At 62.6% G+C, this 25,799-nt stretch carries 25 protein-coding genes and 1 tRNA gene; 10 read left to right on the top strand and 16 right to left on the bottom strand.

The window, feature by feature from the left end:
- Positions 1-97 precede the first annotated feature (97 nt).
- The gene (locus tag HAH_RS10115; RefSeq protein ID WP_014040833.1) at positions 98-286 is read left to right on the top strand and encodes a hypothetical protein; all 189 of its coding nucleotides are present in this window, start codon (positions 98-100) and stop codon (positions 284-286) included.
- Here the strand turns inward: HAH_RS10115 and trpG are convergent.
- From trpG to trpD, 4 genes are read right to left on the bottom strand one after another with little or no spacing between them, the layout of a single operon-like run.
- Entirely contained in the window at positions 283-906 is a 624-nt protein-coding gene (trpG, locus tag HAH_RS10120; protein ID WP_014040834.1) for an anthranilate synthase component II, read from the bottom strand. The two genes, HAH_RS10115 and trpG, sit on opposite strands and share 4 nt — an antisense overlap.
- Entirely contained in the window at positions 903-2,513 is a 1,611-nt protein-coding gene (gene trpE, locus HAH_RS10125) for an anthranilate synthase component I (protein ID WP_014040835.1), read from the bottom strand. The genes trpG and trpE overlap by 4 nt, the downstream gene beginning before the upstream one ends.
- Positions 2,510-3,154 carry a phosphoribosylanthranilate isomerase gene (locus tag HAH_RS10130; RefSeq protein ID WP_014040836.1) on the bottom strand — a complete coding sequence of 215 codons (645 nt, stop codon included), beginning with the start codon at positions 3,152-3,154 and terminating at the stop codon, positions 2,510-2,512. Before HAH_RS10130 ends, trpE begins: the two co-directional genes overlap by 4 nt.
- Positions 3,151-4,146 (bottom strand): anthranilate phosphoribosyltransferase, encoded by a 996-nt coding sequence (gene trpD, locus HAH_RS10135; protein ID WP_044952246.1) that lies wholly within the window; start codon positions 4,144-4,146, stop codon positions 3,151-3,153. The genes HAH_RS10130 and trpD overlap by 4 nt, the downstream gene beginning before the upstream one ends.
- Before the next feature lie 178 nt (positions 4,147-4,324).
- Here trpD and HAH_RS10140 point away from each other — a divergent pair.
- Together HAH_RS10140 and HAH_RS10145 are read left to right on the top strand one after the other, a co-directional pair.
- Positions 4,325-4,399: transfer RNA gene (locus HAH_RS10140), tRNA-Val, on the top strand.
- A 283-nt stretch (positions 4,400-4,682) separates the two neighbouring features.
- Positions 4,683-5,036, top strand: coding sequence for a Cdc6/Cdc18 family protein (locus tag HAH_RS10145; protein WP_008311551.1), 354 nt, complete (start codon positions 4,683-4,685; stop codon positions 5,034-5,036).
- 11 nt (positions 5,037-5,047) lie between these two features.
- Here HAH_RS10145 and HAH_RS10150 read toward each other — a convergent pair whose 3' ends face one another.
- Positions 5,048-5,539: an HTH domain-containing protein gene (locus tag HAH_RS10150; protein ID WP_008311549.1), complete on the bottom strand. Its 492-nt coding sequence runs from the start codon at positions 5,537-5,539 to the stop codon at positions 5,048-5,050.
- Between the two features lie 181 nt (positions 5,540-5,720).
- Entirely contained in the window at positions 5,721-6,041 is a 321-nt protein-coding gene (locus HAH_RS10155; protein WP_014040839.1) for a lycopene cyclase domain-containing protein, read from the bottom strand.
- A gap of 108 nt (positions 6,042-6,149) precedes the next feature.
- Between HAH_RS10155 and HAH_RS10160 the strand changes: the two genes are divergently transcribed.
- Positions 6,150-7,292: a CBS domain-containing protein gene (locus HAH_RS10160; protein WP_008311546.1), complete on the top strand. Its 1,143-nt coding sequence runs from the start codon at positions 6,150-6,152 to the stop codon at positions 7,290-7,292.
- Between the two features lie 17 nt (positions 7,293-7,309).
- Here HAH_RS10160 and HAH_RS10165 read toward each other — a convergent pair whose 3' ends face one another.
- Entirely contained in the window at positions 7,310-8,323 is a 1,014-nt protein-coding gene (locus HAH_RS10165) for an NADP-dependent oxidoreductase (RefSeq protein WP_044951936.1), read from the bottom strand.
- A 188-nt stretch (positions 8,324-8,511) separates the two neighbouring features.
- Positions 8,512-10,737 carry a CDC48 family AAA ATPase gene (locus tag HAH_RS10170; protein WP_008311543.1) on the bottom strand — a complete coding sequence of 742 codons (2,226 nt, stop codon included), beginning with the start codon at positions 10,735-10,737 and terminating at the stop codon, positions 8,512-8,514.
- A gap of 200 nt (positions 10,738-10,937) precedes the next feature.
- Between HAH_RS10170 and HAH_RS10175 the strand changes: the two genes are divergently transcribed.
- Both HAH_RS10175 and larC read left to right on the top strand, forming a co-directional pair.
- Positions 10,938-11,354 carry a universal stress protein gene (locus HAH_RS10175; RefSeq protein WP_044951939.1) on the top strand — a complete coding sequence of 139 codons (417 nt, stop codon included), beginning with the start codon at positions 10,938-10,940 and terminating at the stop codon, positions 11,352-11,354.
- 75 nt (positions 11,355-11,429) lie between these two features.
- Positions 11,430-12,761 (top strand): nickel pincer cofactor biosynthesis protein LarC, encoded by a 1,332-nt coding sequence (gene larC, locus HAH_RS10180; RefSeq protein WP_014040843.1) that lies wholly within the window; start codon positions 11,430-11,432, stop codon positions 12,759-12,761.
- On the opposite strand, the gene HAH_RS10185 is transcribed toward larC, so the two are convergent.
- Positions 12,758-13,567 (bottom strand): hypothetical protein, encoded by an 810-nt coding sequence (locus tag HAH_RS10185; protein ID WP_014040844.1) that lies wholly within the window; start codon positions 13,565-13,567, stop codon positions 12,758-12,760. The genes larC and HAH_RS10185 overlap by 4 nt on opposite strands.
- A 163-nt stretch (positions 13,568-13,730) precedes the next feature.
- Between HAH_RS10185 and HAH_RS10190 the strand changes: the two genes are divergently transcribed.
- Both HAH_RS10190 and radB read left to right on the top strand, forming a co-directional pair.
- On the top strand, positions 13,731-14,561 hold the full coding sequence (locus HAH_RS10190) for a hypothetical protein (RefSeq protein ID WP_014040845.1): 831 nt from the start codon (positions 13,731-13,733) through the stop codon (positions 14,559-14,561).
- A gap of 54 nt (positions 14,562-14,615) precedes the next feature.
- Positions 14,616-15,326 (top strand): DNA repair and recombination protein RadB, encoded by a 711-nt coding sequence (radB, locus tag HAH_RS10195; RefSeq protein ID WP_008311538.1) that lies wholly within the window; start codon positions 14,616-14,618, stop codon positions 15,324-15,326.
- Between the two features lie 320 nt (positions 15,327-15,646).
- Here radB and phoU read toward each other — a convergent pair whose 3' ends face one another.
- The 7 genes from phoU to HAH_RS10225 all read right to left on the bottom strand — a co-directional run bounded on the left by phoU (position 15,647) and on the right by HAH_RS10225 (position 22,606).
- Positions 15,647-16,327, bottom strand: coding sequence for a phosphate signaling complex protein PhoU (gene phoU / locus HAH_RS10200; protein WP_014040846.1), 681 nt, complete (start codon positions 16,325-16,327; stop codon positions 15,647-15,649).
- A 126-nt stretch (positions 16,328-16,453) separates the two neighbouring features.
- Entirely contained in the window at positions 16,454-16,765 is a 312-nt protein-coding gene (locus tag HAH_RS10205; RefSeq protein ID WP_008311535.1) for a hypothetical protein, read from the bottom strand.
- A gap of 57 nt (positions 16,766-16,822) precedes the next feature.
- Positions 16,823-18,154: a Trk system potassium transporter TrkA gene (gene trkA / locus HAH_RS10210; RefSeq protein ID WP_008311534.1), complete on the bottom strand. Its 1,332-nt coding sequence runs from the start codon at positions 18,152-18,154 to the stop codon at positions 16,823-16,825.
- A 159-nt stretch (positions 18,155-18,313) separates the two neighbouring features.
- Positions 18,314-18,442 (bottom strand): hypothetical protein, encoded by a 129-nt coding sequence (locus HAH_RS20310; RefSeq protein WP_004957274.1) that lies wholly within the window; start codon positions 18,440-18,442, stop codon positions 18,314-18,316.
- A gap of 397 nt (positions 18,443-18,839) precedes the next feature.
- Positions 18,840-19,553 carry a DUF7344 domain-containing protein gene (locus HAH_RS10215; RefSeq protein ID WP_014040848.1) on the bottom strand — a complete coding sequence of 238 codons (714 nt, stop codon included), beginning with the start codon at positions 19,551-19,553 and terminating at the stop codon, positions 18,840-18,842.
- Positions 19,554-20,038: 485 nt separating this feature from the next.
- Positions 20,039-21,739 carry a helix-turn-helix transcriptional regulator gene (locus HAH_RS10220; RefSeq protein ID WP_014040849.1) on the bottom strand — a complete coding sequence of 567 codons (1,701 nt, stop codon included), beginning with the start codon at positions 21,737-21,739 and terminating at the stop codon, positions 20,039-20,041.
- 108 nt (positions 21,740-21,847) lie between these two features.
- On the bottom strand, positions 21,848-22,606 hold the full coding sequence (locus tag HAH_RS10225; RefSeq protein ID WP_008311524.1) for a helix-turn-helix domain-containing protein: 759 nt from the start codon (positions 22,604-22,606) through the stop codon (positions 21,848-21,850).
- A gap of 1,110 nt (positions 22,607-23,716) precedes the next feature.
- Here HAH_RS10225 and HAH_RS10230 point away from each other — a divergent pair.
- Complete coding sequence (locus HAH_RS10230) at positions 23,717-25,132, top strand: DUF4330 family protein (protein ID WP_014040850.1); 1,416 nt, start codon at positions 23,717-23,719, stop codon at positions 25,130-25,132.
- 49 nt (positions 25,133-25,181) lie between these two features.
- Positions 25,182-25,628 (top strand): hypothetical protein, encoded by a 447-nt coding sequence (locus HAH_RS10235; protein WP_014040851.1) that lies wholly within the window; start codon positions 25,182-25,184, stop codon positions 25,626-25,628.
- Positions 25,629-25,799 lie beyond the last annotated feature (171 nt).

Here is a 25,799-nt window from a genome sequence, read left to right on the forward strand (position 1 = left end):
GTGACTGCGGTAGTTAGTCCGCCAGAACGAACACAGAGAACCGGAGAGCCACAAGAGAGCCACGAAGTATTTCCCCGTGGGCATTCCTCTCTATAATATGTTACCACTCCTCCAGCTTGGATCGCTTCCGTCACTGCCAGCAATACTCGTCGGCTTGCTGGCTATCGCCGTGGTGCTACTGGTCGGTCGGCTCGTGATGAAGGTGGCGTGGCGGCTCATCATCATCGCGATCATCGCCGTCGCCGTCCTCTGGATACTCGGAATGCTGGGCTTTCAGGTCATCTAGAGCCCAGCAAGGAAGTTCCGGATCACGTCGTGACCGACCGCAGTCAGGACTGACTCCGGATGGAACTGAACAGCTTCGATGGGGTGCTCGCGGTGGCGGACACCCATCACCAGTTCCGTGCCGTCCTCGGTCTCCGTCGTCGCGCTGACGACGAACTCCTCGGGAACGTCCTCTGCAATGAGCGAGTGATAGCGCCCGCCCTGGAACCCCTGTTCCAGTCCCTCGAAGACGCCCTGCTCGTCGTGGTCGATGGGGAACGCCTTGCCGTGAATCGGCTCCGGCGCGCGACCGATGGTGCCGCCGTAGGCGTACACCGCCGATTCGAGGCCGAGACAGACACCGAGTGTCGGCACGTCAGGACTGACCTCACGGAGGACATCCAGCGTGACCCCGACATCGCGTTCGTTCTTCGGATGGCCCGGGCCCGGCGAAAGGATAATCGCGTCGGGGTCGAACACCTCGACATCGTCGAGTGATGCCGTGTTCCGGACGACTTCAGTCTCGGCGTGCTCGGAGACGTACTCGACGAGGTTGTACGTGAACGAGTCGAAGTTATCGACGAATAGCACCCGGAGGTCGTCCCTGACGGCGTCCGCACCAGCGGGCTGTGCTGTGCTCATCGGGTCACCTCCTCGTGGCCTGCAGCGCGCTCTGCTACGTCGACCGGTTCCCCTTCGATTTCCTCAAGCGCGGTCAACACGCCGTCCATCTTCTGCTCAGTCTCGACGTACTCGCTTTCCGGGTCCGAGTCCGCGACGATGCCGGCCCCGGCCTGCACGGTGATGCGGTCCCGGTCACCCTCGTCCTCAACCGTCGCCGAGCGGATGACGATAGCGAAGTCGGTGTCGCCGTCCCAGTCGAAGTAACCGACGCCGCCGCCGTAGGGGCCACGGGGCGAGCGTTCGAGTTCGTCGATAATCTCCATGGCGCGGATCTTCGGTGCACCGGAGAGGGTCCCCGCCGGGAATGTCGCGCGGGCGGCGTCGAAGGCGTCTTTGTCTTCGGCTAGGCGACCCGTCACGGTGGACTCGATATGCTGGACGTGGCTGTACTTGAGGACGTTCATGAACTCGGGGACTCGGACGCTGCCGGCCTCGGAGACGCGGCGCACGTCGTTGCGCGCGAGGTCGACGAGCATCGTGTGCTCGGCCCGCTCCTTGCCGTCGGCGAGCATCTCGCCGGCGAGGCGGCGGTCCTCGACGGGGGAGTTCCCGCGCGGGCACGTCCCCGCGATGGGGTTCGAGACGACGTGGTCGCCGGCGACGGAAACGAGCGTCTCCGGGCTCGCGCCGACGATAGTCAGGTCGTCGTAGCCGAGCAGGTACATGTATGGCGACGGGTTCACTGCCCGGAGCGACTCGTAGAACCCGAGCGGGTCGACCTCGCCGTACAGCTCGCGGGTCCGCGAGATGACGCCCTGGTAGATGTCGCCCGAGAGGACGTACTCCTTGGCGCGCTCGACGGCGTCCTCGTACTCGTCTCTGGGGCCGGCGACTTCGTCCTCACGGCGGAAGCCGCCAGTCGAAAGCGGCGACAAGTTCGAGAGGACGCCCTCGACGCGCTCGGCCTCGGCGACCAGTTCGTCGTAGCGGTCACCGGCGTCCTCGCCCTGCCTGACAACGGGTGTGAACACGAGCGAGACAGTGTCCTCGACGTGGTCGAAGCGGACCGTCGACGTCGTGAGGACGAACTGGGCGTCCGGGAACCGCGAGTCGGGCCGGTCCAGCCCGACTTCGTCAAGCCAGAGGTCGTAGACTGCGTCGTACGAGAGGAAGCCGACGAGGCCGCCTTCGAGGTGCTGCCGGTCCATATCCGGGAAGTTCCGCAACGCCACGTCGGGCATCGCCGCCCGGAGGTCGTCGACCACGTCGCCGCCGTCGGTCGTCACGAGGTCGGCGTAGCGGTCGTCGAACGCCTCGACCTCGCTGTCGTCGCCGGTCACAGTGACGACGGCGCGCGGGTCGTAGCCGACGAAAGAGAAGCGGGCGTGGCGGTCGTCGGTCTCCGGCGCGAACGCGCCGTCGGGGTCGCTGGAGGCGACCTTCTCGGCGCTTTCGAGCAGGAACGTGTAGTCGTTTGCGGCCACGTCGCTCGTGCGGCCGGTCAGGGCCGCGTACGCGGTCAGCGGTTCCACGTCGACGTCCAGTTCCGCGGCCGCCCTGACGACGACCGGGCGGTCGGCCTTGGCGTGTTCGACGAACTCCTCGCGGGAGATGTCGAGGGTCATACCGTACCCTCCGACGCTCGCGTGGCGTTCCGGACGAACCGCTCGACGGCGTCGTGGTCTTTCGTGCCGCCCGAGGACTCGACGCCGCTCGCCACGTCGACGGCGAACGGGTCGACCGCTTCGACAGCCTCGGCCACGTTCTCGGGAGTCAATCCGCCGGCCAGCACGACGGGGACGTCCAGCGAGTCGACGAGGTCGCGCGTGCGCTCCCAGTCGTGTGTCTCGCCCGTGCCACCGCCGCCGTCGGCGTCGACCGAATCGACGAGCAGGGCGTCGGCGTGGTCGGCGTAGTCTTCGATGGCCGGCGCGTCTGCCTCGACCACGGAGACGATGTCCTGAGTGATTCGGCTGGCGAGAGCCCCGAGCTCGGCCGGTGAGAGGCCGTCGTGGACCTGCACTGCGTCGGGTTCGACCCTGTCGATGCGCCTGACGGCCTCCTGAACCGTCGTCGGCATCGTCACCAGCACGCTCGTCACGAACGGCGGGACGCCATCGACGAGCGTCGTGGCTGTCTTCTCGTCGACCTCTCGGGGCGTGTCGACCGGGACGCCGTGGATGACGCCGACCGCATCAGCGCCAGCCGCGATAACGGCGTCGCGGTCCTTGTTGTCCGTCACGCCACAGATCTTCACGCGCGTCATGCCCCAATCAGGTCGTCGAGTTTGTCGGCCGCCGCGCCCGATTCAATGGCCTGTCGGGCCTGTTCGACCCCCGCTTCGTGCGTGTCGGCGACGCCGGCGACGTAGATGGCCGCGCCGGCGTTCGCGAGAATGATATCCCGCTTTGCACCGGTCACGTCGCCAGTGACGATGCCACGGAGGTCGGCGGCGTTCTCCTCGGGTGATCCCCCGGAGATGGTCTCGATGTCGTGCATTTCAAGCCCTATATCCTCCGGAGTGATGGTGTACTCCTCGATCCGGTCGCCGGTGACCTCCGCGACAGCCGTCTCGCCGTGGATGGCGATCTCGTCGAGGCCGTCACCGTGGACAACCAGCGCTCGTTCGACGTCCAGTCGGGCCAGCGCCTCTGCCATCACGGGCACGAGGTCCGGGTCGTAGACACCAAGCACCTGCGCGTCCGCGTCAGCGGGGTTCGTCAGCGGGCCGAGAATATTGAAGACTGTCCGCATCCCGAGTTCCTGGCGCGGGCCGATGACGGCCTTCATGGCCGGGTGGAACACGGGAGCGAGCATGAAACCGATGCCGTCTCGTTCGATAGTCTCCTCGACGGCCGGCGGTTCGGCCTCGATGTCGACGCCGACTTCTTCGAGCACATCGGCACTCCCCGAAGATGAAGAAACAGAGTAGTTGCCGTGTTTGGCGATGGGGACGCCAGCCCCGGCAGCGACGATGGCGCTCGTTGTCGAGACGTTGATCGTGTTGTAGTCGTCGCCGCCGGTCCCGCAGGTGTCGACAAGCCCCTCGCGGTCCGGTCGAATGGTCCGTGCGGCGTCACGCATCCCCTCGGCGAAGCCGGCGATCTCGGCCTCCGTCTCCCCCTTCGCCCGCAGTGCCGTCAGGAGCGCACCGATCTGTGCCTCTGTCGCATCCTCGAAGACAGTCGTCGCAACGGCTCGGGCCTCGTCCTGTGTCAGGTCGTCACCGTCAGTGACGCGTTCAATATACTCTTTCATTGTATTCACCAATGGACTTTTTCGTGTTGTGATGTACAAATCCGTACATTGACTTAAGCCTATCGGGACCCCGACTCGCTGCCGTATCTGTGTGGGCAATCAACAGACAACGTGGCGATACGGAATCCGAAACCTTCAATTACACCCACCGGAAACAATGTGGTGTACCTCGCAGTGAGGGTTCGTGGTCTAGGTCGGTTATGACACCTCCTTGACATGGAGGAGGCCGGCGGTTCAAATCCGCCCGAACCCACTACTTCTGTCGCAAGCAAACCGCGAGCGACGAATCTACGCGTGAGTGCGGATTTGAACCCTGAAAGACGAACGAAGTGAGTCTTTCTCTGGTTCACAATCCGCCCGAACCCATTTCTGACGACGTAACCGACGAGCGTAGCGAGTCGCGTTCGTCGTCTGTCTCTACTATCGTCGAGTAAGTGATTCCGACGGATGTGTGTTTCAACAGAGTCGGGATGAGACCACCGGACTGACAGAGTCGTCCCATAGTTTCTTGCCCCAACCGGTTTAGAGTCATCTATATGAGAGATCAGGTCCAGTCGGCGGATGCGTTCGAACAATTCGTGCTACTGGCGGTTGCAGAACTCGAAACGGTTGGCGAAACGCCGGCCCACTCCTATCATGTGACCCAGACGGCGAAGGCGCATCTCGCAGATATCGACCGACAGCCGTTCGGCGGCGTCGAGCGCCAGAAGGTCATCTCGGCGCTGGGCCAACTCGCCGACAAGGGGCTGTTACGAACCGAACAGACGGAGTCACCGACGGGGAAAGGACGGCCTGGGTACGAACTGGCCGGAGACCCGGACGAAGTGCTCGAAGTGCTGTCGGCGACAGACGAGTTCACGTCGTATATCGAAACGGTCCGGTCCTCGTAACCGATCCCTCGTTAGACGACGCTCACGCCGCCGCGCTCCTGATCGAGGGCGGGTGGCTGGCCCGCTTCGAGGCGTTCGAGCCGGTCCATAATCGTGTGGACGACATCGCCTTTCGTACAGGGTGCGACGTGGACGAGTTCGTTGCCGTCGTACTCAGCCAGCCCCATGACTGGTAGCGCCATGGTGTCGTACGCCGATTCCGCCACTTCTGAGTCAACGGTCGTGTCCTGATAGAAGGAGTCCAGCGAGACGTTGTTGGTCAGCGCCCACTGCTTGAACTCGGCGACGCGGTTCAGGATGTACGTGCCTTCCTCCGTCCGTGCGGCGGCCGACTGGGGTGCGATCTGCTTGCCCCAAACGATGACGTTGAACCCGTCGATGTGGTCGTTCTCGTCGAGCGTCTGGAGACGGTCGATGACCGCCTCCTGTCGTTCGTGTGCGCCGTCGGGCAGCATCGACCGAACGTACAGCTCGATGTGAGGTGTCGGGATAGTATCACTCATAGCTATCAGACAGCACTCCCGGCTGACACATATAGGTACTGTGAGAGATGTCTGCATAGGACAGATTGTGTCTTCAGACCCTGATACGCACGAAATCACCATTTCCTGTGAGGAGGTCTACTTCCAGTTGTAACGCTAACGCAGGAGTAGTTAACAACTGAAACCAGTATTCGATTACTGACTATTCGGCGTTTGACCCGGACGAAAGACCGTGGAGGTTCTCGTGGATGCCGAGAATGAGTGCGGGAACCACGATCATGAAGATGTGCTCTTCGATGGGAATCCCGAGCAGGTCGACACCGGTCCGGAGTTTGATCGCGAAGACACCGACGGTGAGGGTGTACCAGTCCCAGACGTAGGCAATCGGATAGAGCACGACGATGGTCTTGGCCGCCATCCGGAGGGCGTTCGCACGCCAGAGCAGCACGAGGGCAATACTCCCCCAGACCACCTCTGTGGCCAGATAGGTGTAGGGACCGAAGACGCCGATGTCGGGCAGCATACACTGACCTTAGACCCAAGGGCCTAAAGCTTAGTTCGTCTCTCGGTTTCCGGGGACTAAACCAACCTTGATAACCCCACACGTCGAATCTACGAACTGTGAAGAACGATGGATATTGCTGATATCGCCACCAGAGAGTTTGTCGAGGTTGACGCCAACAAGCGCCTGGGGAAAGTCCGGTCTATCTTCGAACGCGAGAACCCTAAGGGCATTATCGTCACGGAAGACGGTGACTACGCTGGCGTTATCACGCAGAAACAGCTGGTCCAGTCCCACGTCGAGGACAACGCGAAAGCGGGGGCGATGACGCGCTCGGCACCGAAAGTCGAGCGCACCGACGACGTGCGCGAGGTCGCGCGCGTCTTGGTCGAGGGTGGAGTCAAGCTCGCGCCGGTGTTCGAGGCGGACGAGCTCTGGGGTATCGTCACCGAAGACGATATCCTCGACGCGGTTCTCGACAACCTCGACGCGCTGAGCGTCGAGGACATCTACACGCGAGATGTCATCACGGTGTCCGAAGACACCAACGTCGGGCAAGTCGTGAATCTCCTCCGGAAACACGGCATCTCCCGGCTGCCGGTGCTCGGTGACGACGACGGCCTGACCGGAATGGTCACGCGCCACGACATCGTCGACGTCGTCGTCCGGGACATGAACAAGACGACGCGGGGCGACCGCTCCGGCGAGATCGAGCGCGTGCTCGACATGCCCGTCTACGACGTGATGAGCAGTCCGGTAGAGACGGCGAAGCTCGGCGACTCCGTCGAGGACGCCGTCGCGCGGATGCTCGAAAACGACTTCGCCGGGCTCGTCGTCACGCCGGAAGACGATGACACCCACGTCGCCGGCATCCTCACGAAAACCGACGTGCTCCGCGCGCTGACCTACACCGAGGAGGAACACATGGACGTTCAGATTACGAACATCAAACTGCTGGACACCATCTCCCGCGCGGACATCCGGGCCGACATCGAGGCGGTCGCGGACAAGTACGGGGCGATGCAGGTCCAGCACGCCCACGTCCGGTTCCACGAGCACAAGGAGAAACTCCGTGGCACGCCGCTCATCCAGTGTCAGATCCGCCTGCGGACCAACAAGGGCCAGGCGGCCGGCTCCGGCGAAGGCTACGGCGCTGAAACCGCGTTCAACGTCGCGCTCGACAAGCTAGAGCGCAACGTCCTCGAACTGAAAGGCGTCCAGGCCGACGAGGAGTACCGCGGCCAACTCCTCCGTAAGCTCGGCGAACTATAACCGGATACTCGCTTTTTCTATCGCTCGGCGACCTGCACGAGCTGCTTGCCGATGTTCTCGCCCTCGAACAGCCCGAGGAACGCGTCGGGCGCGTTCTCGATGCCTTCGGTGACGGTTTCTCGGTAGGAGATGTCGCCCGAGGCGACCCACTGACCGAGCTGCTTCGTCGCTTCCTCGAACCGCGGCTCGAAGTCGGAGACGAGAAGCCCTTCGACGGTCGCCCGGGACTGGATGACCTGGGTCAGCTTGCGCGGCCCCATCGGGACTTCCTCGCTGTTGTACAGCGAGATCTGTCCGCAGACGGCGACGCGCGCGTCGGTGTTGAGTCGCGTGAACACCGCGTCGGTAATCGGTCCGCCGACGTTGTCGAAGTAGGCGTCGACGCCGTCCGGCGCGACCTCGTCCAGCGCGGCCCGATAATCGTCGGTCGTCTTGTAGTTGATCCCCTCGTCGAAGCCCAGCTCGTCTTCGAGGAACGAGACCTTCTCGTCGGAGCCGGCGAAGCCGACGACGCGTGCGCCCTGCAGCTTGGCGAGCTGACCCGCCACGGAGCCGACGGCCCCGGCAGCCCCGGTGACGACGAACGTGTCGCCGGCCGAGGGCTGTGCCACGTCTCGGGTGCCGAAGTACGCTGTCAGGCCCGGCATCCCCAGAACGCCGAGTGCCGTCGAGATCGGTGCGAGTTCCGGATTGACCTCTGTCAGTACCGGTCCGGGTGCCGTGGCGTACTCCGCCCACTCTAGCTCGCCGGTGACGACGTCGCCCTCGTCAAACCGCGCACCGTTGGATTCGACGACCTCACCGACGACTGCACCGCGGAGCGCGTCGCCCACGTCCCACGGCTCCTCGTACGATTCGCTGTCGCGCATCCGGTCGCGCATATACGGGTCCACAGAGAGGTACAGCGTCTTGATGAGCACCTCGCCAGGCCCCGGTTCCGGGATCTCTTCCTCGGAAAGCTCGAACGTATCGTGGTCGGGAGTCCCTTCGGGCCGCTTTGCTAGCCTGTAAACGCGGTTAGTGTTCGACATCATCCCCTATACACTTGGGACCCGAAAGGGGGCTTCGAAAGGAGAAACAAACACCGGTTGTATAGTTTATCTAATAATTATCCACAGGTGTTGTGCGGCCGGCGGCAGGGGCATCGCTGATCGGGGACAGCAAAACCGAAAAACCGCGCTCGAATCACAGCGAGGAGCAGGAACCGTGAGCGCCGGAGTTACTGGAAGCCGATCCGGCCGCCGGTCCCGGCCTGGCGCTGCGGACTGGAACCGCCTCTGAACTCCTCTTCCATCTGCTCGTAGTACTCCCGGATGTCGTCGGTGATGGTTGGCCGCACGCTGTCCATCGCCTGCCGGAAGTGACGCATCTCGACTTCCTCCGCGTCGTCGTCCTCGCGGAGCGCCTCGATGGCGGCTTCGCGGGCGATGGATTCGAGGTCCGACCCGACGAACCCGTCGCTGACTTCGGCCAGTTCGCGCAGGCTCACGTCGGGCGACAGCGGCGTGTCGTCCGTGTGAATTTTCAGGATTTGCTCGCGGCCCTCGACGTCGGGCTCGCCGATCATCACCAGGCGGTCGAACCGGCCCGAGCGGATGAGCGCCGGGTCGATCATGTCCGGCCGGTTGGTCGCGCCGATGACCATCACGTCCTCCATCTCTTCGAGCCCGTCGAGTTCGGTCAGGAGCTGATTGACGACGCGCTCGGAGACGTTCGATCCCATCTCGCCGCCCCGACCCGGTGCCAGCGAGTCGAGTTCGTCGAAGAAGATGATGGTCGGGGCGACCTGGCGGGCCTTCCGGAACGTCTGCCGGATGGCCTTCTCGCTCTCGCCGACCCACTTCGAGAGCAGTTGCGGGCCACGGACTGAGATAAAGTTCGCGTCGGTCTCGTTGGCGACGGCTTTCGCCATGAGCGTCTTTCCGGTGCCGGGCGGGCCGTACAGCAACACCCCCGAGGGCGGCGTCACGCCCATGCGCTCGAACTTCTCCGGGGAGTTCATCGGCCACTCGACGGCCTCCTGGACCTGCTCTTTGGGGCCGCTGAGGCCGCCGACGTTGTCCCAGGACATCTTCGGGAGCTCGACCAGCACCTCCCGCATCGCCGACGGACTCACCTCGTTGAGTGCGCCCTTGAAGTCGTCCCGCTTGATGATCATCCGGTCGATGAGGCTCGGCGGGATGTCCTCCTCGTCCAGATCGATCTCGGGAAGGTAGCGCCGGAGCGCCTTCATCGCGGCCTCCTTCGTGAGACTCTCGATGTCGGCTCCGACGAAGCCGTGCGTGTCCGTCGCCAGCTTCGCCAGATTCACGTCATCGGACAGTGGCATGCCGCGGGTGTGAATCTGGAGGATCTCCTCGCGACCGACTTCGTCCGGGACGCCGATCTCGATCTCGCGGTCGAAGCGGCCCGGGCGACGCAGCGCCGGGTCCACGCTGTCGACGCGGTTCGTCGCGGCGATGACGATGACCTGCCCCCGCGATTCGAGGCCGTCCATCATCGTCAGCAGCTGGGCGACGACCCGGCGCTCGACCTCGCCGGTCACGTCCTCACGCTTGGGCGCGATGGAGTCCAGCTCGTCGATGAAGATGATCGAGGGCGATTCCTCGCTCGCGTCCTCGAATATCTCGCGTAACTGCTGTTCGCTTTCCCCGTAGTACTTCGAGATTATCTCGGGGCCGGCGATAGAGAAGAAACTGGCAGAGGTTTCATTGGCGACGGCCTTCGCAAGCAGCGTCTTCCCGGTTCCGGGCGGCCCATGCAACAGGACCCCCTGTGGCGGCTCGATGCCGAGCTTCTTGAAGATCTGGGGGTGTTTCATCGGCAATTCGACCATCTCTCGCACCCGCTGGATCTCGTTTTGCAGGCCGCCGATGTCCTCGTAGGTGATGCCACCGCCGGTCTTCTCGAAGCCGGAGATCGGTTCCTCGCGGAGTTCCACCTCGGTGTCTTCGGTGATGAGACAGACGCCCTCGGGCTCGGTCTCGACGGCGATGAGCGGGATGGCCTGTCCGGGCGAGCGCATGAACGGGTGGTTCGTCGAGGACATCACCGGGACGATGTCGCGCTCGACGACCGGCCGTTTCAATATCTGCCGCTTAACCATGCCAGCGGCGTCGGAGCCGAACTGGACCGACGCTTCCTCGGGCGGCGCGAGAACGAGCTTGTCGGCCTTCTCGGCCTCGGCCTTCCGGATTGTGACGCGCTCACCAATACCCACGTCAGCATTCTGGCGCGTGAAGCCGTCGATGCGAACAGTGTCAGTGTTCCAGTCCTGCCGGTCGGCCCGCCACACCTTGGCCGCGGTCGTGTCGCTCCCCTCTATCTCGATGATGTCTCCGGGGGAGAGCTTGAGATGCAACAACGTATCGGGGTCGAGTCTGGCGATACCGCGTCCCGAGTCGTTCGGGTACGCCTTCGCCACTTCCAATTGAACTTCGTTCATAGTAGAGCCTGCTTACAATGAACTCGGGTAGCCCCGGAGATATGCTTTATGCTACCGGCGGCCAAGACGCAGGGCGACGGGTTTATATGATACCTAATAGCACACCGCACAGTAGGGGGTAATAGCCACCGGTCTGGGTTGCCGTGACACAGGCTGCCGCCATCGCCGCGTTTCATAAGGCTGGACGCGATAGCGCCGGTATGGTATTTCTCGTTCCCTTCGACGGGTCACCGCTCGCAGACGCCGCGCTCGACCGTGCTGTTTCCTACGCCGCGGCCCTCGGCGAGGACGTCGTCGCCGTCGCGTTCATCCCGACCGGGGCCGACTACGCCGAGCGACGCCGTCGCGTCGACCCGACCGAGGACTTCGCCGCCGAAACTGCCGCGGACGACCTCCGGCGCAAAATCGAGGAGGCGACCGACGACTCCGAACTCCGGTACGACGACGTGAGCGCCCACTCCACCAGCGAACTGTCGACGACGATCAGACAGACTGCCCGCGACGTCGACGCCAGCGTCGTGTTCCTCGGCAGCGACGACACGGAGGACATCGTCGTCCCTATCGGCGAGGTCACGGACGGCGAGGCCTACGACGTCCATATCGTCCGACGGACCTGAGCGGTCCAGCGACCTGACACGCTGGGTGGAATCGTAGTATGAGGGCTTTTACTCGCGGGGCGCGACGCCCCGTGTATGCGAACACTCGCTTTCGACGGCCGGATGGGCGCAGCCGGCGATATGCTTCTGGGGGCGCTACTGGCTGCCGGGGCCGACCGCGAAGCCCTGTCACCGGTCGAGGACGCACTCGCTATCGAGTACGCCGTCTCCGAAGTGGACCGATGCGGCATCGCCGCCACGCGCGTCGAGGTACTGCTGACCGACGCCGAGACCGATAGCGACGAGTCTCACGACAACTCCGGAGGCGACGCCGGGCATTCACACGAACACACGCACGGCGATGGCCACGACCACCCGCACAGCCATTCTCACGAACACACGCACGACGACGGCCACGACCACACCCCCGCTGAGGGCCACGGCCCGAGCCGAACGTACGCCGAGGTCGTCGAACTCGTCGAGGAGATGGACCTCCCGAAGGCCGTCAGAACGGACGCGCTGGCGATATTCGAGATACTCGGCGAGGCCGAGGCGTCGGTCCACGGGACGGACCTCGACGACACGCACTTCCACGAGGTCGGGGCCGACGACGCCATCGCCGACATCGTCGGGGCTTGCCTCCTGCTCGATGACCTCGACGCCGAGCGGGTCGTGACGACGCCGCTGGCGACGGGCGGCGGGAGCGTGGAGATGAGCCATGGCACCTACCCGGTCCCGACTCCCGCGGTAGTCGAGATCGCCGAGCGGGCCGACTGGTCGCTGCAAGGCGGCCCTATCGACAGGGAACTCCTGACGCCGACCGGCGCGGCGATTCTCGCCCACGTCGCGGACGGCACCGAGTCGCTGCCGTCGCTCGACATCGACGCGTCGGGCTACGGCGCTGGCGGGTGGGACCTCGACGACCGCCCCAACGTCCTGCGGGCGATGGTCGGCGACGGCGCGGGGCGGCTCCGTCGCGACGAAATCACGGTCCTCGAAACGAACGTCGACGACGTCCCGCCCGAGGTGCTCGGCGACCTCCAGCGCTCGCTTGCAGAGGTCGGCGCACGCGACGTGTCGATAGTGCCGACGACGATGAAGAAGTCCCGGCCCGGCCACATCGTCAAAGTCATCTGCAGACCGGAAGACGCTGAGCGGGTCGCGCGTCGCCTCGCTGAAGCGACCGGGACGCTCGGCGTACGCGAGTCCGGGGCCGGCCACCGCTGGGTCGCCGACCGGGAGTACGAGACGGTTGTGGTCTCCGTCGACGGCGAGGAGTTCGAGGTCACGGTCAAGATCGCAAGCGACACCGACGGCACGGTGTTCGACGTGAGCACGGAGTACGACGACGCCGCGGCCGTCGCGGACGCGACCGGCCTTCCCGTTCGTGAAGTGATGCAACGGGCCGAGCGGATGGTTTCGCGTTAACCGCTCTCGTTGGCTGTTTCGTCTTCTGAATGGGCCGCTTCCTCACCGCTTTTCGCCTCGCTCCCGCCGGCCGGGCTATCGCTGTCGTGTTCGGCCAGCGCCTCCTCGACGGTGAGCGCGCCGGTCGCGACCTGCCGGGCGAGGTCCTCGCTGATGGCCCGGTTCGTGTCGCTTTCCTCCCGCGAGCGGTCCTTGATCTTCTGGAGTTCCCCGGCCGTGGGCTCGATGGTTCGGCTCTCGATTTCCTCGCCGTCGAGGCGGGCGATGTTGACCGCGGCCAGCACGTCGCCCATCCCGCGCGCCCCGGAGCCGAGGTACGGCGTCGTCCCCGTTTCGTCAACCAGCTCCACCGGCACGGACTGGATGTCATCGATGATGCGCGCGCCGACGAGCCGCGCGCCGTCGCCGATGCGAACGACTGGATTGACAGCGTCTTCGACCTCCTCGCGGACGATTTCGCCGGCCTCAGCCGCGGGCACCTGAAACGCTGCGACGACCATGTCGCCGTGGAGAATCGCGACGCCCGGTCGCTCGCCGGGGTCGATACCGATGACGGTGCGACCGTCGCCACCGCGGAGTGTCGAAATAACGGCTTCGACGGCCCGCCGCGGCGCGTCCGGGTCCGCCTGTACGACATCCACACCGTGGGGGATTTCGACCGACTCCCCCGCCGCGATGACCGCGACGTCCGCCCCTTCTGACCACTCGTCGCCCGGTTCGATAGTCGTGAACTCGACGCCGCGGTCGCGCAGCTCGTTGACCACGCCGTGGTACACTTCGAAGTCCTCGGTGGCGACGACAATCACGGCCGGATTTCGGACGCCGATCACTTACAGATGTGGGAGTCCGGTGGTCCGTATCTGTGTTTCAGATAGTTATGAGAAGGATAAGGATGCAGTTAGATAGAGGCCGTCTGTGCATCTACTACGTTTGATAGATTTTTTATGACAGGTGGCTGGACTGTTAGTGATGCGTTCGGCGGCCAGTACCGACCGGGGGGAGACGGAGTCCGACCCGCTGTTCGGCGGAGTCAGCGGCGCCTATCTGGGCTCGATGCTGGTACCGCCAGTCATACCGCTCATCGAGCGTGTCGGCGTCACCGAAGCCGGGACGCTATATCTGGCGCTGATCGGAACCGTTGGCCTCGTGACTACCGTGACGGGCTGGGTACTCTCCAGTCGACCACCAGTGGCCGTTACACTCGGCGCGACTCGCGCACGCTGGCTTCCGTCGGCGATTGCGTTCGCGTACGCCGTCATCGGCTTCGCGTCACTTGAGACGACTGGCGTCGTCGGCGTGCTGGCGTTCTTCCTCGGCCTGCTGGCCTTTCTACTCGGAGGCGCTATCGCAGTCATGGCACAGACGCGGTACACCGCCGCGGTCACCGCCGGCACGGAGGAGGTGACTCGCTGGCGGGCGAGCTGGCCCGAGTCCGCGCGGCGGCGGCGGTTGTACGTCGGCGGGGCCGTTGTCGGCGTCGCGGCCGTCGGCGTCGCAGTCGGTGCGGTGTTCGATCTCGCCCTGCTCCAGTACACCGGTCAGGTGCTGTTCCCGTCCGGGTTCGTTCTCCTCCCGACGGGCGGGACCCGAACCGCCGTCGCGACTGAGCGCGGTCTGGAAATCAGGCTTCCGGTGGCGAGGTGGTTCTACGCTTGGAACGAACTGGAATCCTACGACCTCGACTCCGAATCGCTCGTTATCACCCGCAGATGGGGATCAGACCTGCGGTTTGCGACGGCTGACATCGACGACGTGTCGCTCGTCGAGTGGACGCTGGCCGAGCGGCTTTCGGACGACTGACAGCAGCCCAATCAGGTACCAGCGTTTTTATCCGAACCTGCCCAACCCTTGCTCGTGAGCGAGTACGTCCCGACCGGGTGTGATGCAATCGACGACCTCCTGGGTGGTGGGCTGGAGCGCGGCGCGGTCACGCAGGTGTACGGCCCGCCAGCGGCCGGGAAGACTAACTTCGCCCTCTCGGCGGTGATGGAAGTCGCCGCCGCAGGCGACGCGGCGCTGTACATCGACACTGAGGGCCTCTCGGCCGACCGCATGGAGCAGGTCGCCAAAGGTCGCGCACGCGGGACGGCCCAGACGGTGGACGACCTCGCTGGCCGACTCATCATCACCGAGGCGCTGGACTACGACGAGCAGGCCGAGGCTGTCCAGGACGCCGCCGAGTTCGCCGCCGAGGTCGAACTCATCGTGCTGGACAGCGCAACCGGGTTCTATCGGCTCCGCCGGGACGACGAGGACGGCGGCGAGACGCTGCGGGACGTGGCCCGCCAAATAACCCATCTGCTCTCGCTGGCCCGCAAACACGACATCGCCGTCCTGTACACGAACCAGGTGTTCACTGACCCGGACAGCGACCGCTCGACGGCGCTGGGCGGCCATACCCTCAATCACTGGTCGGGCGCAATCGTCCGCCTGGATCGGTTCCGCGGCGGCAACCGCCGCGCCACCCTGGAGAAACACCGCGCCAAACCGGCCGGCGACACGGCCCAGTTCCGTATCACCGATGCAGGACTCGTGGGCGACGACACACCCGAGACGCCGAAGTAGGCTTTTCGTCGAGAAGCGTTGCTGTCAGGCGCGCGCCGTCGCGGCGACGGCCGCGTCGCAAGCGCGAGGGACGAGTCGCACAGGCGAGCGGAGCGAGCCGAGCAACGCAGTCGGCTGGGGAGGCGTGTGGCTGTCGCGGTTTTGTGGCTGGTGTCGGTACTCGAACGCATACCGCGCGAGCGGAGCGAGCGCGGTTTCACTCCGAGCGCGCTCGCAGAGCGCGACTCGGAGGTCGTTTTTAGCGTAGATTTTTGCGAACCCACTCCCCGCAGCGCGCTCTCTGAGCGCGCGAGGAGAGGGGGTGACGTAAAAAGGTACTCTCAGTAGATGAGGTCGTCGTCGTTCTCGACCATGTACAGCGTCCGCGCGGCAATATTGACAGCGTGGTCCCCGACCCGCTCGATGTCCCGAATCGTCAGCAGGAGGCGGGACACGTCGGCCATCAGCTGCTCGATTTCTTCCTCGCTGGAGTCGGCGTCGATCTCACGCTCGATGAGGTCGCGCACGACCGTCTCGGAGGCGGCCTCACAGCGCTCGTCGACCTCGTCGTCGATGTCGGCGATAGCGTAGCACTGGTCGGCGTTCTCGTCGCCGTAGGCCTCCATGGCGTTTTCGACCATCTCGATCGTCACATCGGCGACGTCCTGAATGTCGACCTCGGGGTACACGTCGCGTTCAGCAGTGAGCGAGTACTCGCCGAGGTTCGTGGCGAGGTCGCCGATGCGTTCGAGGTCAGTGATGATCTTGAACGACGCGGCGATGAAGCGGAGGTCGGACGCGACCGGCTGTTGCAGCGCCAGCAGGTCGATACAGTCCTGTTCGAGGTCGAGATACAGCTGATTGATCTCGTGGTCGCCTTCGATGACCTCCCGGGCCATCTCCTCGTCTTTCTGTTCGAGTGCATCCAGACCGAGCCGGAGCCGCTCGAGAACGATCTCTGACATATAGAGGACGTCCTCGCGGAGCGAGTTCAGTCCCTCCTGATAGGAATCGCGTGGCATAGTCCGGAATGTGCTGGTTGTATGCATCAGCCTTTCCCTTCTCCCAATATCTCCCGATACCGACCGGCGCGACGGTAGCAGCGGGCGTGCTATGCGGGGACAGGGACGCTCGACAGCGAAAACCGCCTACTGTGACACTGCCTCGGTGTCGTTACGGGGATGAACGTCCAGCGTCGTTGCGTCGCTGAGTGCCGTTCCGCCCTCGACGCGCTCGACGCGCAACACCACGTCCTGTGGCGTTGCACAACCACAGCTCACGAACTCGTCCCACTCATCGCCAACAGCCACTGGGCCGCCGTGGGCGCGTCGGAGGTACTGTTGGTAGGTGTCCCCGCGGAGTTCGTCGGCTATCCACTCGGTGTCGACGCCGGACCACGGGTTCCCATCGGCGGTGCTGGGGGCAAACGAGAGCACGAGACGGTCCGCAACGGGAGCCATACACTGGCTGAGGCGGGAGACAGGCTTAGTCCCTTGGGAGCGCCCTCTTCGGCGCGGCTACAGTTTGTCGTTGACCGCTTCCAAGCAGTGGGCGTCGACGAACACCACGACGTGATCGCCGGGTTCGATGACGGTGTCACCACGGGGGATGACCAGTTCGCCGCCGCGGCTGATGGCCCCGATGACCACGCCGGTCGGCAGTTCCTGCACCGATTCCTGGATCGGCCGCCCGGCGAGGACGCTGTCGGCGGAGATCTCGATTTCCAGCACCTCGGCGCGGTCGGATTCGATGATGGCGACCTTCGTCGCGTCGTACTCCCGGGTGAACCGCGTGATCTCCTCGGCGGTCGTCTCGCGGGGATTGACGGCCACGTCGACGCCGACGGCCTCGAACAGGTCGACGTACTCGCCGGAGTTGACGACGGCGACGGTTCGCTCCGCACCGAGTCGCTTGGCCAGCAGCGTCACCAGAAGGTTCTTTTCGTCGCTGTCGAGCGTCGCAACCACGGCGTCGGCGTCTGAGACGTGTTCGCGCTCGAGGAACTCGCTATCCGTTGCATCACTCTCAAGCACGGTGGTCCCCTGCAGGTCCTCCGCGAGTTCGCGTGCCCTATCGTGGTTCTTTTCGATAAGCCGGGGCTTGATCCCTCGATCCTGAAGCAGTCGCGCAGTGTGATAGCCGACGTCGCTCCCGCCGACGATGAGGACGTTCTGGGTTGTCTTTGACTCCGGCGCGATTTCAGTCGCGAACAGACGCACGCTCTCGCGGCTGCCGATGACGACGAGATCGTCACCGGCTTTGATCACCGTCTCCCCGCGCGGGATAATGACTTCGTCGTCGCGCAGTACGGCAGCGAAGGTCAGAGATTCGTAGCGGTCAGCCTCCGCGACGGTCAGGTCCGTGATAGGACTGGATTCGCGAACCTCGAACTCCCCCATCTGGACCTGTCCGTCAACGAACGTTTCGACATCGCGCGCGCCGGGGAGCCCGATGACACGGGCGATGTTTTCCGCAGTGAGCAGGTTCGTCGCAACCATGTGGTCCACACCGAAGGCCCCCTCTGACTTCTCCCAGGTCCGGAGGAACTTCGCGCTCTTGACGCGGGAAATGGTGAACGGATCAGCCGCCGTTACTGCCGTCCCACAGGTGACGATGTTCGTCTCGTCGTCGTCGGTACTGGCGATGAGAACGTCGGCTTTCTCGATACCGGCCTCCGCGAGCGTGTCGAGTTCCGCGCCATCCCCTTCGACGCCGAGGACGTCGGCCTCGTACATCAGGGCCTCCACGCGGTCAGGGTCGATATCTACGACGGCGACTTCGTGGCTTTCGGCGAGGCTCTCGGCGATGTTCGAACCGACCTCGCCCGCGCCGACGATTACGATATACACGGCTGCGCCTCCGCCTGATACATGTGCATCAGCTTTCCACCGATGGGTGAAGTGTATTTTCATCCGGGCGGCGGGCCAACCCCATCGGGGCGGCCGGGCTATCGAACCCGGCGATGAACGAGGGCTGATTCATCGGTGAAGATGTGGCCTTCGAGCCGCTTACGGCTCATCTCGGAGCGGCACGTCTAACCAGGGACAGAGGGCTGACCGACGTTGGAACCGTTCGACTGAATCGAACGACTCTTTCGTCTCTTCGATCGCCTTTCGCATACTGGCGTAGTCGGTCATACACACTTCATCTGTCGCCCCACCGTTTGATTATATGCTTCTTTACGCCTGCTATCTACCCGGTAGACGCGTACTTCTGTCGGTCGCTCGCGCCGATCCGTTCGTCGAACCGACCGCAGCAACTGTGACGCGATAGCTACACAGACTCTTGTCTAGGGTTCTGGCCAACGCGTAGCGGACACTTGGCGGACCGTTCGCTTAGTAGCAGGTGACTACTCTCCCGTCGCTAGTCGGCGTGACTGCCACTCACCGTCACGCTGGCAGCTTAGTGACTATTTGTAGACGTGGCTGTGGACGCGAGTACGAGAAGATGGACTGCACTAGATCCGACTGTCGGCAGCAAGCGTTATCGCCCTCCGGATGTGCCACTGTGTCACGCATCTCTCCAGTACGTAGCTTATTTCTCCGTATCGAGAGCGGCCCGCAGACGGTCAGCAAGTGACTGTGGTGCCGACAGTGAGAGCCGATGGCTCATCGCCAGTGCTACAAACACCACGCTCACGACGAGCGCGACGGCGATGCCCGGCACTGTGACCCCGCTAAGTGCGAGTCCGCCGACGGTAATCAGTGTGGCACACGCGGTCCCGAGATACCGACCTGACCACCGCTCATCGGCCGAGGTGTGAGCACCTGTCCGGTCGTGATCGATGACGGACTCAGCCGACGGCGTCGACTCCGCGTCCGGCGTCGACAGGAGCGATGGTTCCTCGTCGAGATACCCGTCGAAGGAGTCCGCGAGTGCGGTCGCTTCGACGAGTCCGCGGTCCTGATTGTAGTTGATGACGCCTGCGTCGTCCATCTTCGGGAGGTGGGACTGGTACAGCGCGATGTAGACGCGCTGACGCTGTTTCGAGCGGAGCGAATCGACCGTCGTGTCGTGTTCCAGTGCCGCGATGTGTTCTGCGATGTCGCTCATATCGGCCGGCTCGTCGCCGGGGTGTTCGTGGAGGTACTTGAGGACCAGGCGGCGGCGACGACACTGGAGGACGTGGAAGAGGTCGTCGCGGGTGAGTTCGTCGCCCGATGTGGACTCCGAAGACGACGACTCCTCTGTCGCGGACTCCTCGGCCTCAGTTGTCGTGGGGTCGGAAGTCGTTTCAGCTATGGACATGTTCGCTCGTTCCTTTTCCAGCAACCGACATATACCGGGTCGACTGTTCCGCCGATTGCGACTGTTTCACCGATTTAACGGGTCGATAATGGCCGACTTACCCGGGGCCAACGTGCAATAAAACAGCGTTCTGAAGTGCCTACACCTATTTGCTGGGGGTTTCGGGTCAAGAACTCTGTTCCACGGCTGTTTCACACAGCATACTAAATTGTTTCATCACTACGACGGTAAATAATGTCTACAAATACACATATGTGCAGTTGCGGTAGGCGTTGTTTCTCGGGCTAATTCTGCCGTTTGTCGGCCATAGAAGGATCAGAGGGCGAAAGTTACCGTTTCTATGTGCCTGTCGGCTATCGGTGTGGCTTCAGTTACGACTGTCGTGACAGTGGCGAATAGTTTCACTTGGTGAAGACACACCCGCAAAACGCCGGTAGCGAACAGTGATGCCACTATCGACCCGGCTATCCGAGCCGTGAGCCAGTTTATCCGCCGGGCGTCGGTGGCTTGATATCGCCCGCGTGTGGCGAGTTCGCGGCTGCGGGTTTCGCCCGCTCCAGACAGATGAGGTTCTCCCGGCCGAGACGGATCTTGACGACCTCGTCGTCGTCGACCATCCGCGAAAGGAGGCGGCTGACCTTCGCCTTCGACCAGTCCGTCGCCTCGACGATGTCGGTCTGATGCATACGGCCGTTCTCGACTTGCAGCATCAGTTTCACGAGCCGCGCGTCAGGGGTGAGTTCCCAGTCGGCTTGCTCGAAGGCCTCAGCCGCGGTGTCCGCGTCGATATCTGTACGGTCAGCTCCGGCCACCCTGTCCGTCGCCTCGATTTCACGGTTGACCTCGATAATCTCTCGGTCCAGTTCGAGGCGGCGATAGATGTACAGTCTGGCCGCCACGGAAAGCTCCGTGACCCAGCCACGCCTGATCGCCACGATTGCCACCCCGATCCCAATGAGGAACCCAAGAAGCGAACTCGTCACCCAGACTGGCGTCAGCATGCTGTTCGGGTTCGTTCCCCAGGCGACTTCCTGCCGATCAGTCAGGAAGTCACCGTCCGAATCGGCCGCGAGCGGGTCCGTTCCGAGGTCCGAAACCTCGCGCCCGTCGCTGAGACCATCGCCGTCCGTATCAGCGGTGGTCGGGGACGTGCCAGCCGCCAGTTCCTTTCCGTCGTCGAGGCCGTCGTCGTCCGTATCGCTCTCGGTAGGTGCGGTGCCCGTTTCGATTTCTGTCCCGTCTGTTACCCCATCTCCGTCAGTGTCCGCGACTGTCGGGTCCGTGCCTATGGCCAGCTCTCGCCCGTCGGCGACCTCATCGGCGTCAGTGTCAGCCTGTACTGGGTTCGTGCCAATCTCCAGCTCCCGACCGTCGAGAACACCGTCGTCGTCCGTGTCTGCGTCGGTCGGGTCGGTCTTGCCGGACGCCTCTCGCTGGTCGGACAGCCCATCGCCGTCAGTATCGGCGACGGTCGGATTCGTCCCAAGTGACAGTTCGCGCTCGTCCGACAGCCCGTCGCCGTCCGTGTCGCTCTGTCGCGGGTCAGTACCCTGTTGAAGCTCAGTCCTGTCGGCGACACCGTCTTCGTCAGTGTCTGCGGCCGCTGGGTCCGTCCCGTGCTGGTGGACTTCCGCACCGTCCGTCAGCCCGTCGCCGTCAGTGTCAGCATCAGTGAGATTTGTCCCCTGAGAGACCTCGTTGCTGTTGTTGAGCCCGTCGTCGTCAGTATCACCGGCACGCTGAATCGGCTGTAGAGACACCGACTGCCGATCTAGCGTGGTGTTAGAGCTCGTGTTGGAGAGCGAGATAGAGAGATCATCGAGCCCCGCCGTTCCGGGGGTTGTGAGGGCTGCGGTCCCGTTCGGGCCGACCGACGTACAGGCCGACCCGTTCGCACGCGCACAGACTGAGAGGTTTTCATGCGGCGAACTGACGGTCACTGCGATCCGATACCCGCTGACCCGCTCGCCGTCTATCCGTTTCCAGACGAACGCGGTTCCGTTCGGCCTGTCCGCAGCAGCCTGTGTGGGCTCGACCGACTGTATCGCCGGCGCTGTTTCGTTGCCCGCCGCTGTGTATTCAGCATACTGCCCGGCGTCCGCTGCGGTAGCGACACCAACGGAGACAGACGCGACTGTCAAGAGGAGGAGTAAAGCGCAGATCCCGCTCACGATCCGGTGTCTCATACAGTACGAGTGTCACAGCGGGACAATATCCTTTTTGGCATATAGTCTCCTTGTCACTTCGAGCCACACCTGATACTTCAATGATGGTTTCCGCTGCGTCCCAACTACTTACTCATCGGATAATCCGAGCTCCGACCCAACGACCTGATCCATCCCCCGCCGAATCCGCTGTGACATCGCCGATGGCGAAATGTCGAGTTTGTCCGCCAGCTCAGCCTGTGAGATGCCACGGGGCACGTCGAAGTACCCCTCTCTGTGTGCCGTCTCGAGCGCGACTTGCTGGTCTGCGGTCAGTCCGCATACGCCGGCGTTTGCCTCCCCAGAGGTCCAGTACAGTCGATCAAGTCTAAACGTGATATTCCGTTCAGAGCACTCAGATCGGAACTGCGACAGTGCTGCTCGCGACCGAAACTGCGCCTGTACCTGCCACTGTCCACCCGTTCCTTCGATGTCGAGCACCCGTCCACCGGCGCGGACGAGCGAGGGTGTGAGTCGGACGGCGCTGTCGGCCACCTTAACCCGATAGACGCGGTTCGTCTCCGTCCAGTCTAACACGACGGGCTCGCATACCGTGCTGTCTCCCTCCAGTTCTGTTTCGAACTGGTCAAGACCCTCACCGACGGCCTCTATCACCAGAAAACTCGACGTCCCGTCGTCGACCATCTGTTCCGGACGGACTGTTATGTCCGGACTGCTCTCGACTGCCTCCGTCAGAACCAGCTCCGGATGACTCAGACACAGATCGACACCGAGGCTTTTCTCCCGTGGTGACCCATCCGTCTCCGATGGGCTTGCCGGCCCGTATCCAGCACCATCGACTGGCTGGTCTGCCTCGGTTGCCGACCCCTGGTCGCCGGTGTTGCGCATGTGGACACCAGACGAATCGGGCACAAGGACATTATCACTATACAGATAGTGTCTGAAAATCGAGAGGCTATACTAATAGCCACTCTGTGGGTCCGGTGTTTGATCACTTTTCAAGACAGAACAGTATCTTCCAATAACAGGTTTCGCCGGGACAACTTGGGTGGTTCCCCCGGTAGAAGACGATCAAGCGTCGCCAAACTTCCCTAGATGCCCACCGACAAGTACGGTGAACGGACAGGCGGGTGGAACCAACGCAGAATGTGAGCAAGCGTGGCGCTCCGTGGGAAACTGGGATCGCTTTGACAAAACATCTCACAATCACAACTTTTTCCAAGGTTAGATCGAATCGCAAGACTGCAACTAAGGTTGGAACATTGGACTTGTCATACCTATCAAACTGAAAAAATCAATTCCTATTTCACGGTAGTTCCGGACTGGCTTCAAGTAGTGCGCTGTCCCACGAAATCAGCCGTATTGGCCGGTCAGATACGGCATACGCCGGCTGGATCATCCACCAACCTAGTCAGGCGCGACAGCGGTCATTCATCTTGTTCTGGTGGTGTTGACGTGGGGTGGACACCCGCAGATTGACAAAGGACGGTGTTCGGTCGGTTTGTCGGTCTCAGCTGGTCTATTCCAACCTTGCAAGTCATACGAAACGGAGGGGTCGGTGCAATCAAGCAGTTGGGTACCAGTTGCTATACTTGCAACTTCGCTGCGTTGACTGGCCGCAGCCGGGGCAACGTTCTCAATCCATTGGAATGTATAGACGATTATGGGCGACCCAGCGTGTTACCGCGACTACTGTCCTGCATGTGACGCGCAGGTAACGATTACTGACGGTGAGTGTCCGGACTGTGGCACGAGCTTAGAGTCGTCGGGTCGTAGAACCGATTGAGATGTCACTCGTCGTGGGGAGCCCGTAGTTCAGTTGGAGCGAGACCTGAATGATTGTGACGACTAACCACACTCGGTCCGGGAGATGGGGGATCAGTCAGAGCGGAATCTTGACTGAGGGACTGTACTTACTTAGAGAAGTGCAAATTGAGAGGGGCACAGTCATAGTAGTACAACGAAACAGCCAAACCACTCCGAAAAAATGCCTACAGTATGGCAGATAGTCGTTCGTCGGCCCTCCTCGACGAGGATGGAAACCTCTTCGGCCTCGTCAACGTCGTCGATGCACTGGCCGCCCTGCTCGTCATTGCGGTCGTTGTGGCAGGCGCCGCACTTGTCCTCCAACCGGAGCCAGAGCCACCTGCTCCAAATACTACCAACGTCACCCTCGATCTCGGGACACAACCCTCATACATCGTCTCAGAAATCACCGAGGGAGATACGTACAGTCCAAGCGGTAATTCACAGCTCACGATCACAGACGTCCATCTGACACCGCAGGGTAACCAGATACGTGTCATCTTACGCGCTACGCTTCAGGGACCGCCTGACGGGGACAGTCTCACATATGCGAATGCGCCCCCGCGCCTCGGGCGACCGCTGACCATCGCGACGAGTCGATACGAAGTAGACGGTCAAATCCGTGCAGTGGGTGGTGACAACAGTTTCACTCAGGAAGACACGACGGTGGTTCTCAGAGACACCATGGCCACCGCCGAAGCGCGAGACGTCACTCCCGGTGATGAGATCCGACTCAGCGGACGCACTGTCGCGACTATCGAAGATGTCGCCGCGTACGCGACCAGTGATTCAACCGAACAGACCGTCTTTGTCGAAGCAGAACTCGACACACACAGACAGCAGTCTGACCGTCGGTTCGGCGGCACACAGATGCGGCGCGGGCAGACGGTCACGCTCCCAGCCGAAGACTACACCTTCAATGGTCGCATTGAAAAGGTGGATAGCGGCCTCCAGCCAACGACTACCGATGTGCTCCTCGAGACAACCGTCGATGCAGAAACGGCTGGCCGTATCGCTGCCGGCGACGTCACTACCGTCGCCGGGTACGAGGCAGCCGAAGTACGAACGGTTACTACGTACGCGACACAGAACCCTGACCGCAAACGCGTACTCGTGGGGCTCTCGTTGGCCACTCTCGAAAACGCCGGTCGTCAGCAGTTCGGTAGCGCCGCCCTCCAGCGTGGGAACAACATCACTATTTCGACTGAAAGCTACGCGCTCTCCGGCACCATCGAACGTGTTGGCGCACTCGAACCGCGTGGAACGCTCACCAATCGGACGGTAACCCTACGGATGACCGATATGCGTGCGGACATGGCGGATGCGATCGAACCCGGCATGACCGAGACCAGTGGTGGCGAAACAATCGCTCGCGTCAGCCGCGTCAACACCGAGCCATCTGTCATCATCACGACGGGCGATAACGGCACGGTAAACGTCGCTGATCATCCGTACTTGCGTGATATCACCATCACGACTGAACTCCGGGTCCGCGAGTCGACAAGCGGTGTCCAGTTCAAAGGCGAGTCTCTCCAGCAGGGCTCGGCAGTTGTGATCAATCTGGGAACAATCACTATCGAAGCGACGGTTGTGAGTGTTGGGCTCTGAACGACATCATAAACGGTATGGTAGATCACTCAAACCAGTATATAATCGGATGTCCGAGGAATCCGGGTCGCTAAACCCTGACGCTGTCGGAGAGAAAATCAGCGCGATTAGCGACGGGTCACAGGTCATCAGCGCCGGGCGAGCGATCGGCACTCGTGTAAGTGAGTTCGTTCAGGAATCGTATTGCTATCGCTGGCTCACGAAGGAACCTGACCCAGACATCATCGTTATCGATCTTCGAGAAACGTACACTGTCGGTCCGTTTATTACGCTGCTGGATACGCTTATTCCACATATTGAAGACGCTTGGAATCAGTCGCGTGTGGAGTCTGCCGCGAGCCGAGTGTTTGAACGGCTTAGTGAGGAGGTGTTCGACCCGCTTGCCGAGACGCGTGGCTACGAACTCGCAATCTCGGTCTTGGCGCCACCGGAGCCTCCGGAACGAGAACGCACCGTAGCGGATGATCCGGAGCCTGACGAAGACGAACCGTCCTGACTTTCCAGAATCTCTCTTTCCGCACGATACACGTCATCTGCCACAGTTGCACCGTTTAGTTACGATTACGAATGATGCTCGTAGCCTATACGAACGCATTTTCCCCTCGCTACACACTCGCTTCGCTCGGTCCCTGGGCAAGGAAATTCCGCGTTACCGCATGAGTTGAAC

The sequence above is a fragment of the Haloarcula hispanica ATCC 33960 genome (assembly GCF_000223905.1).
Taxonomy (GTDB): Archaea; Halobacteriota; Halobacteria; order Halobacteriales; family Haloarculaceae; genus Haloarcula; species Haloarcula hispanica.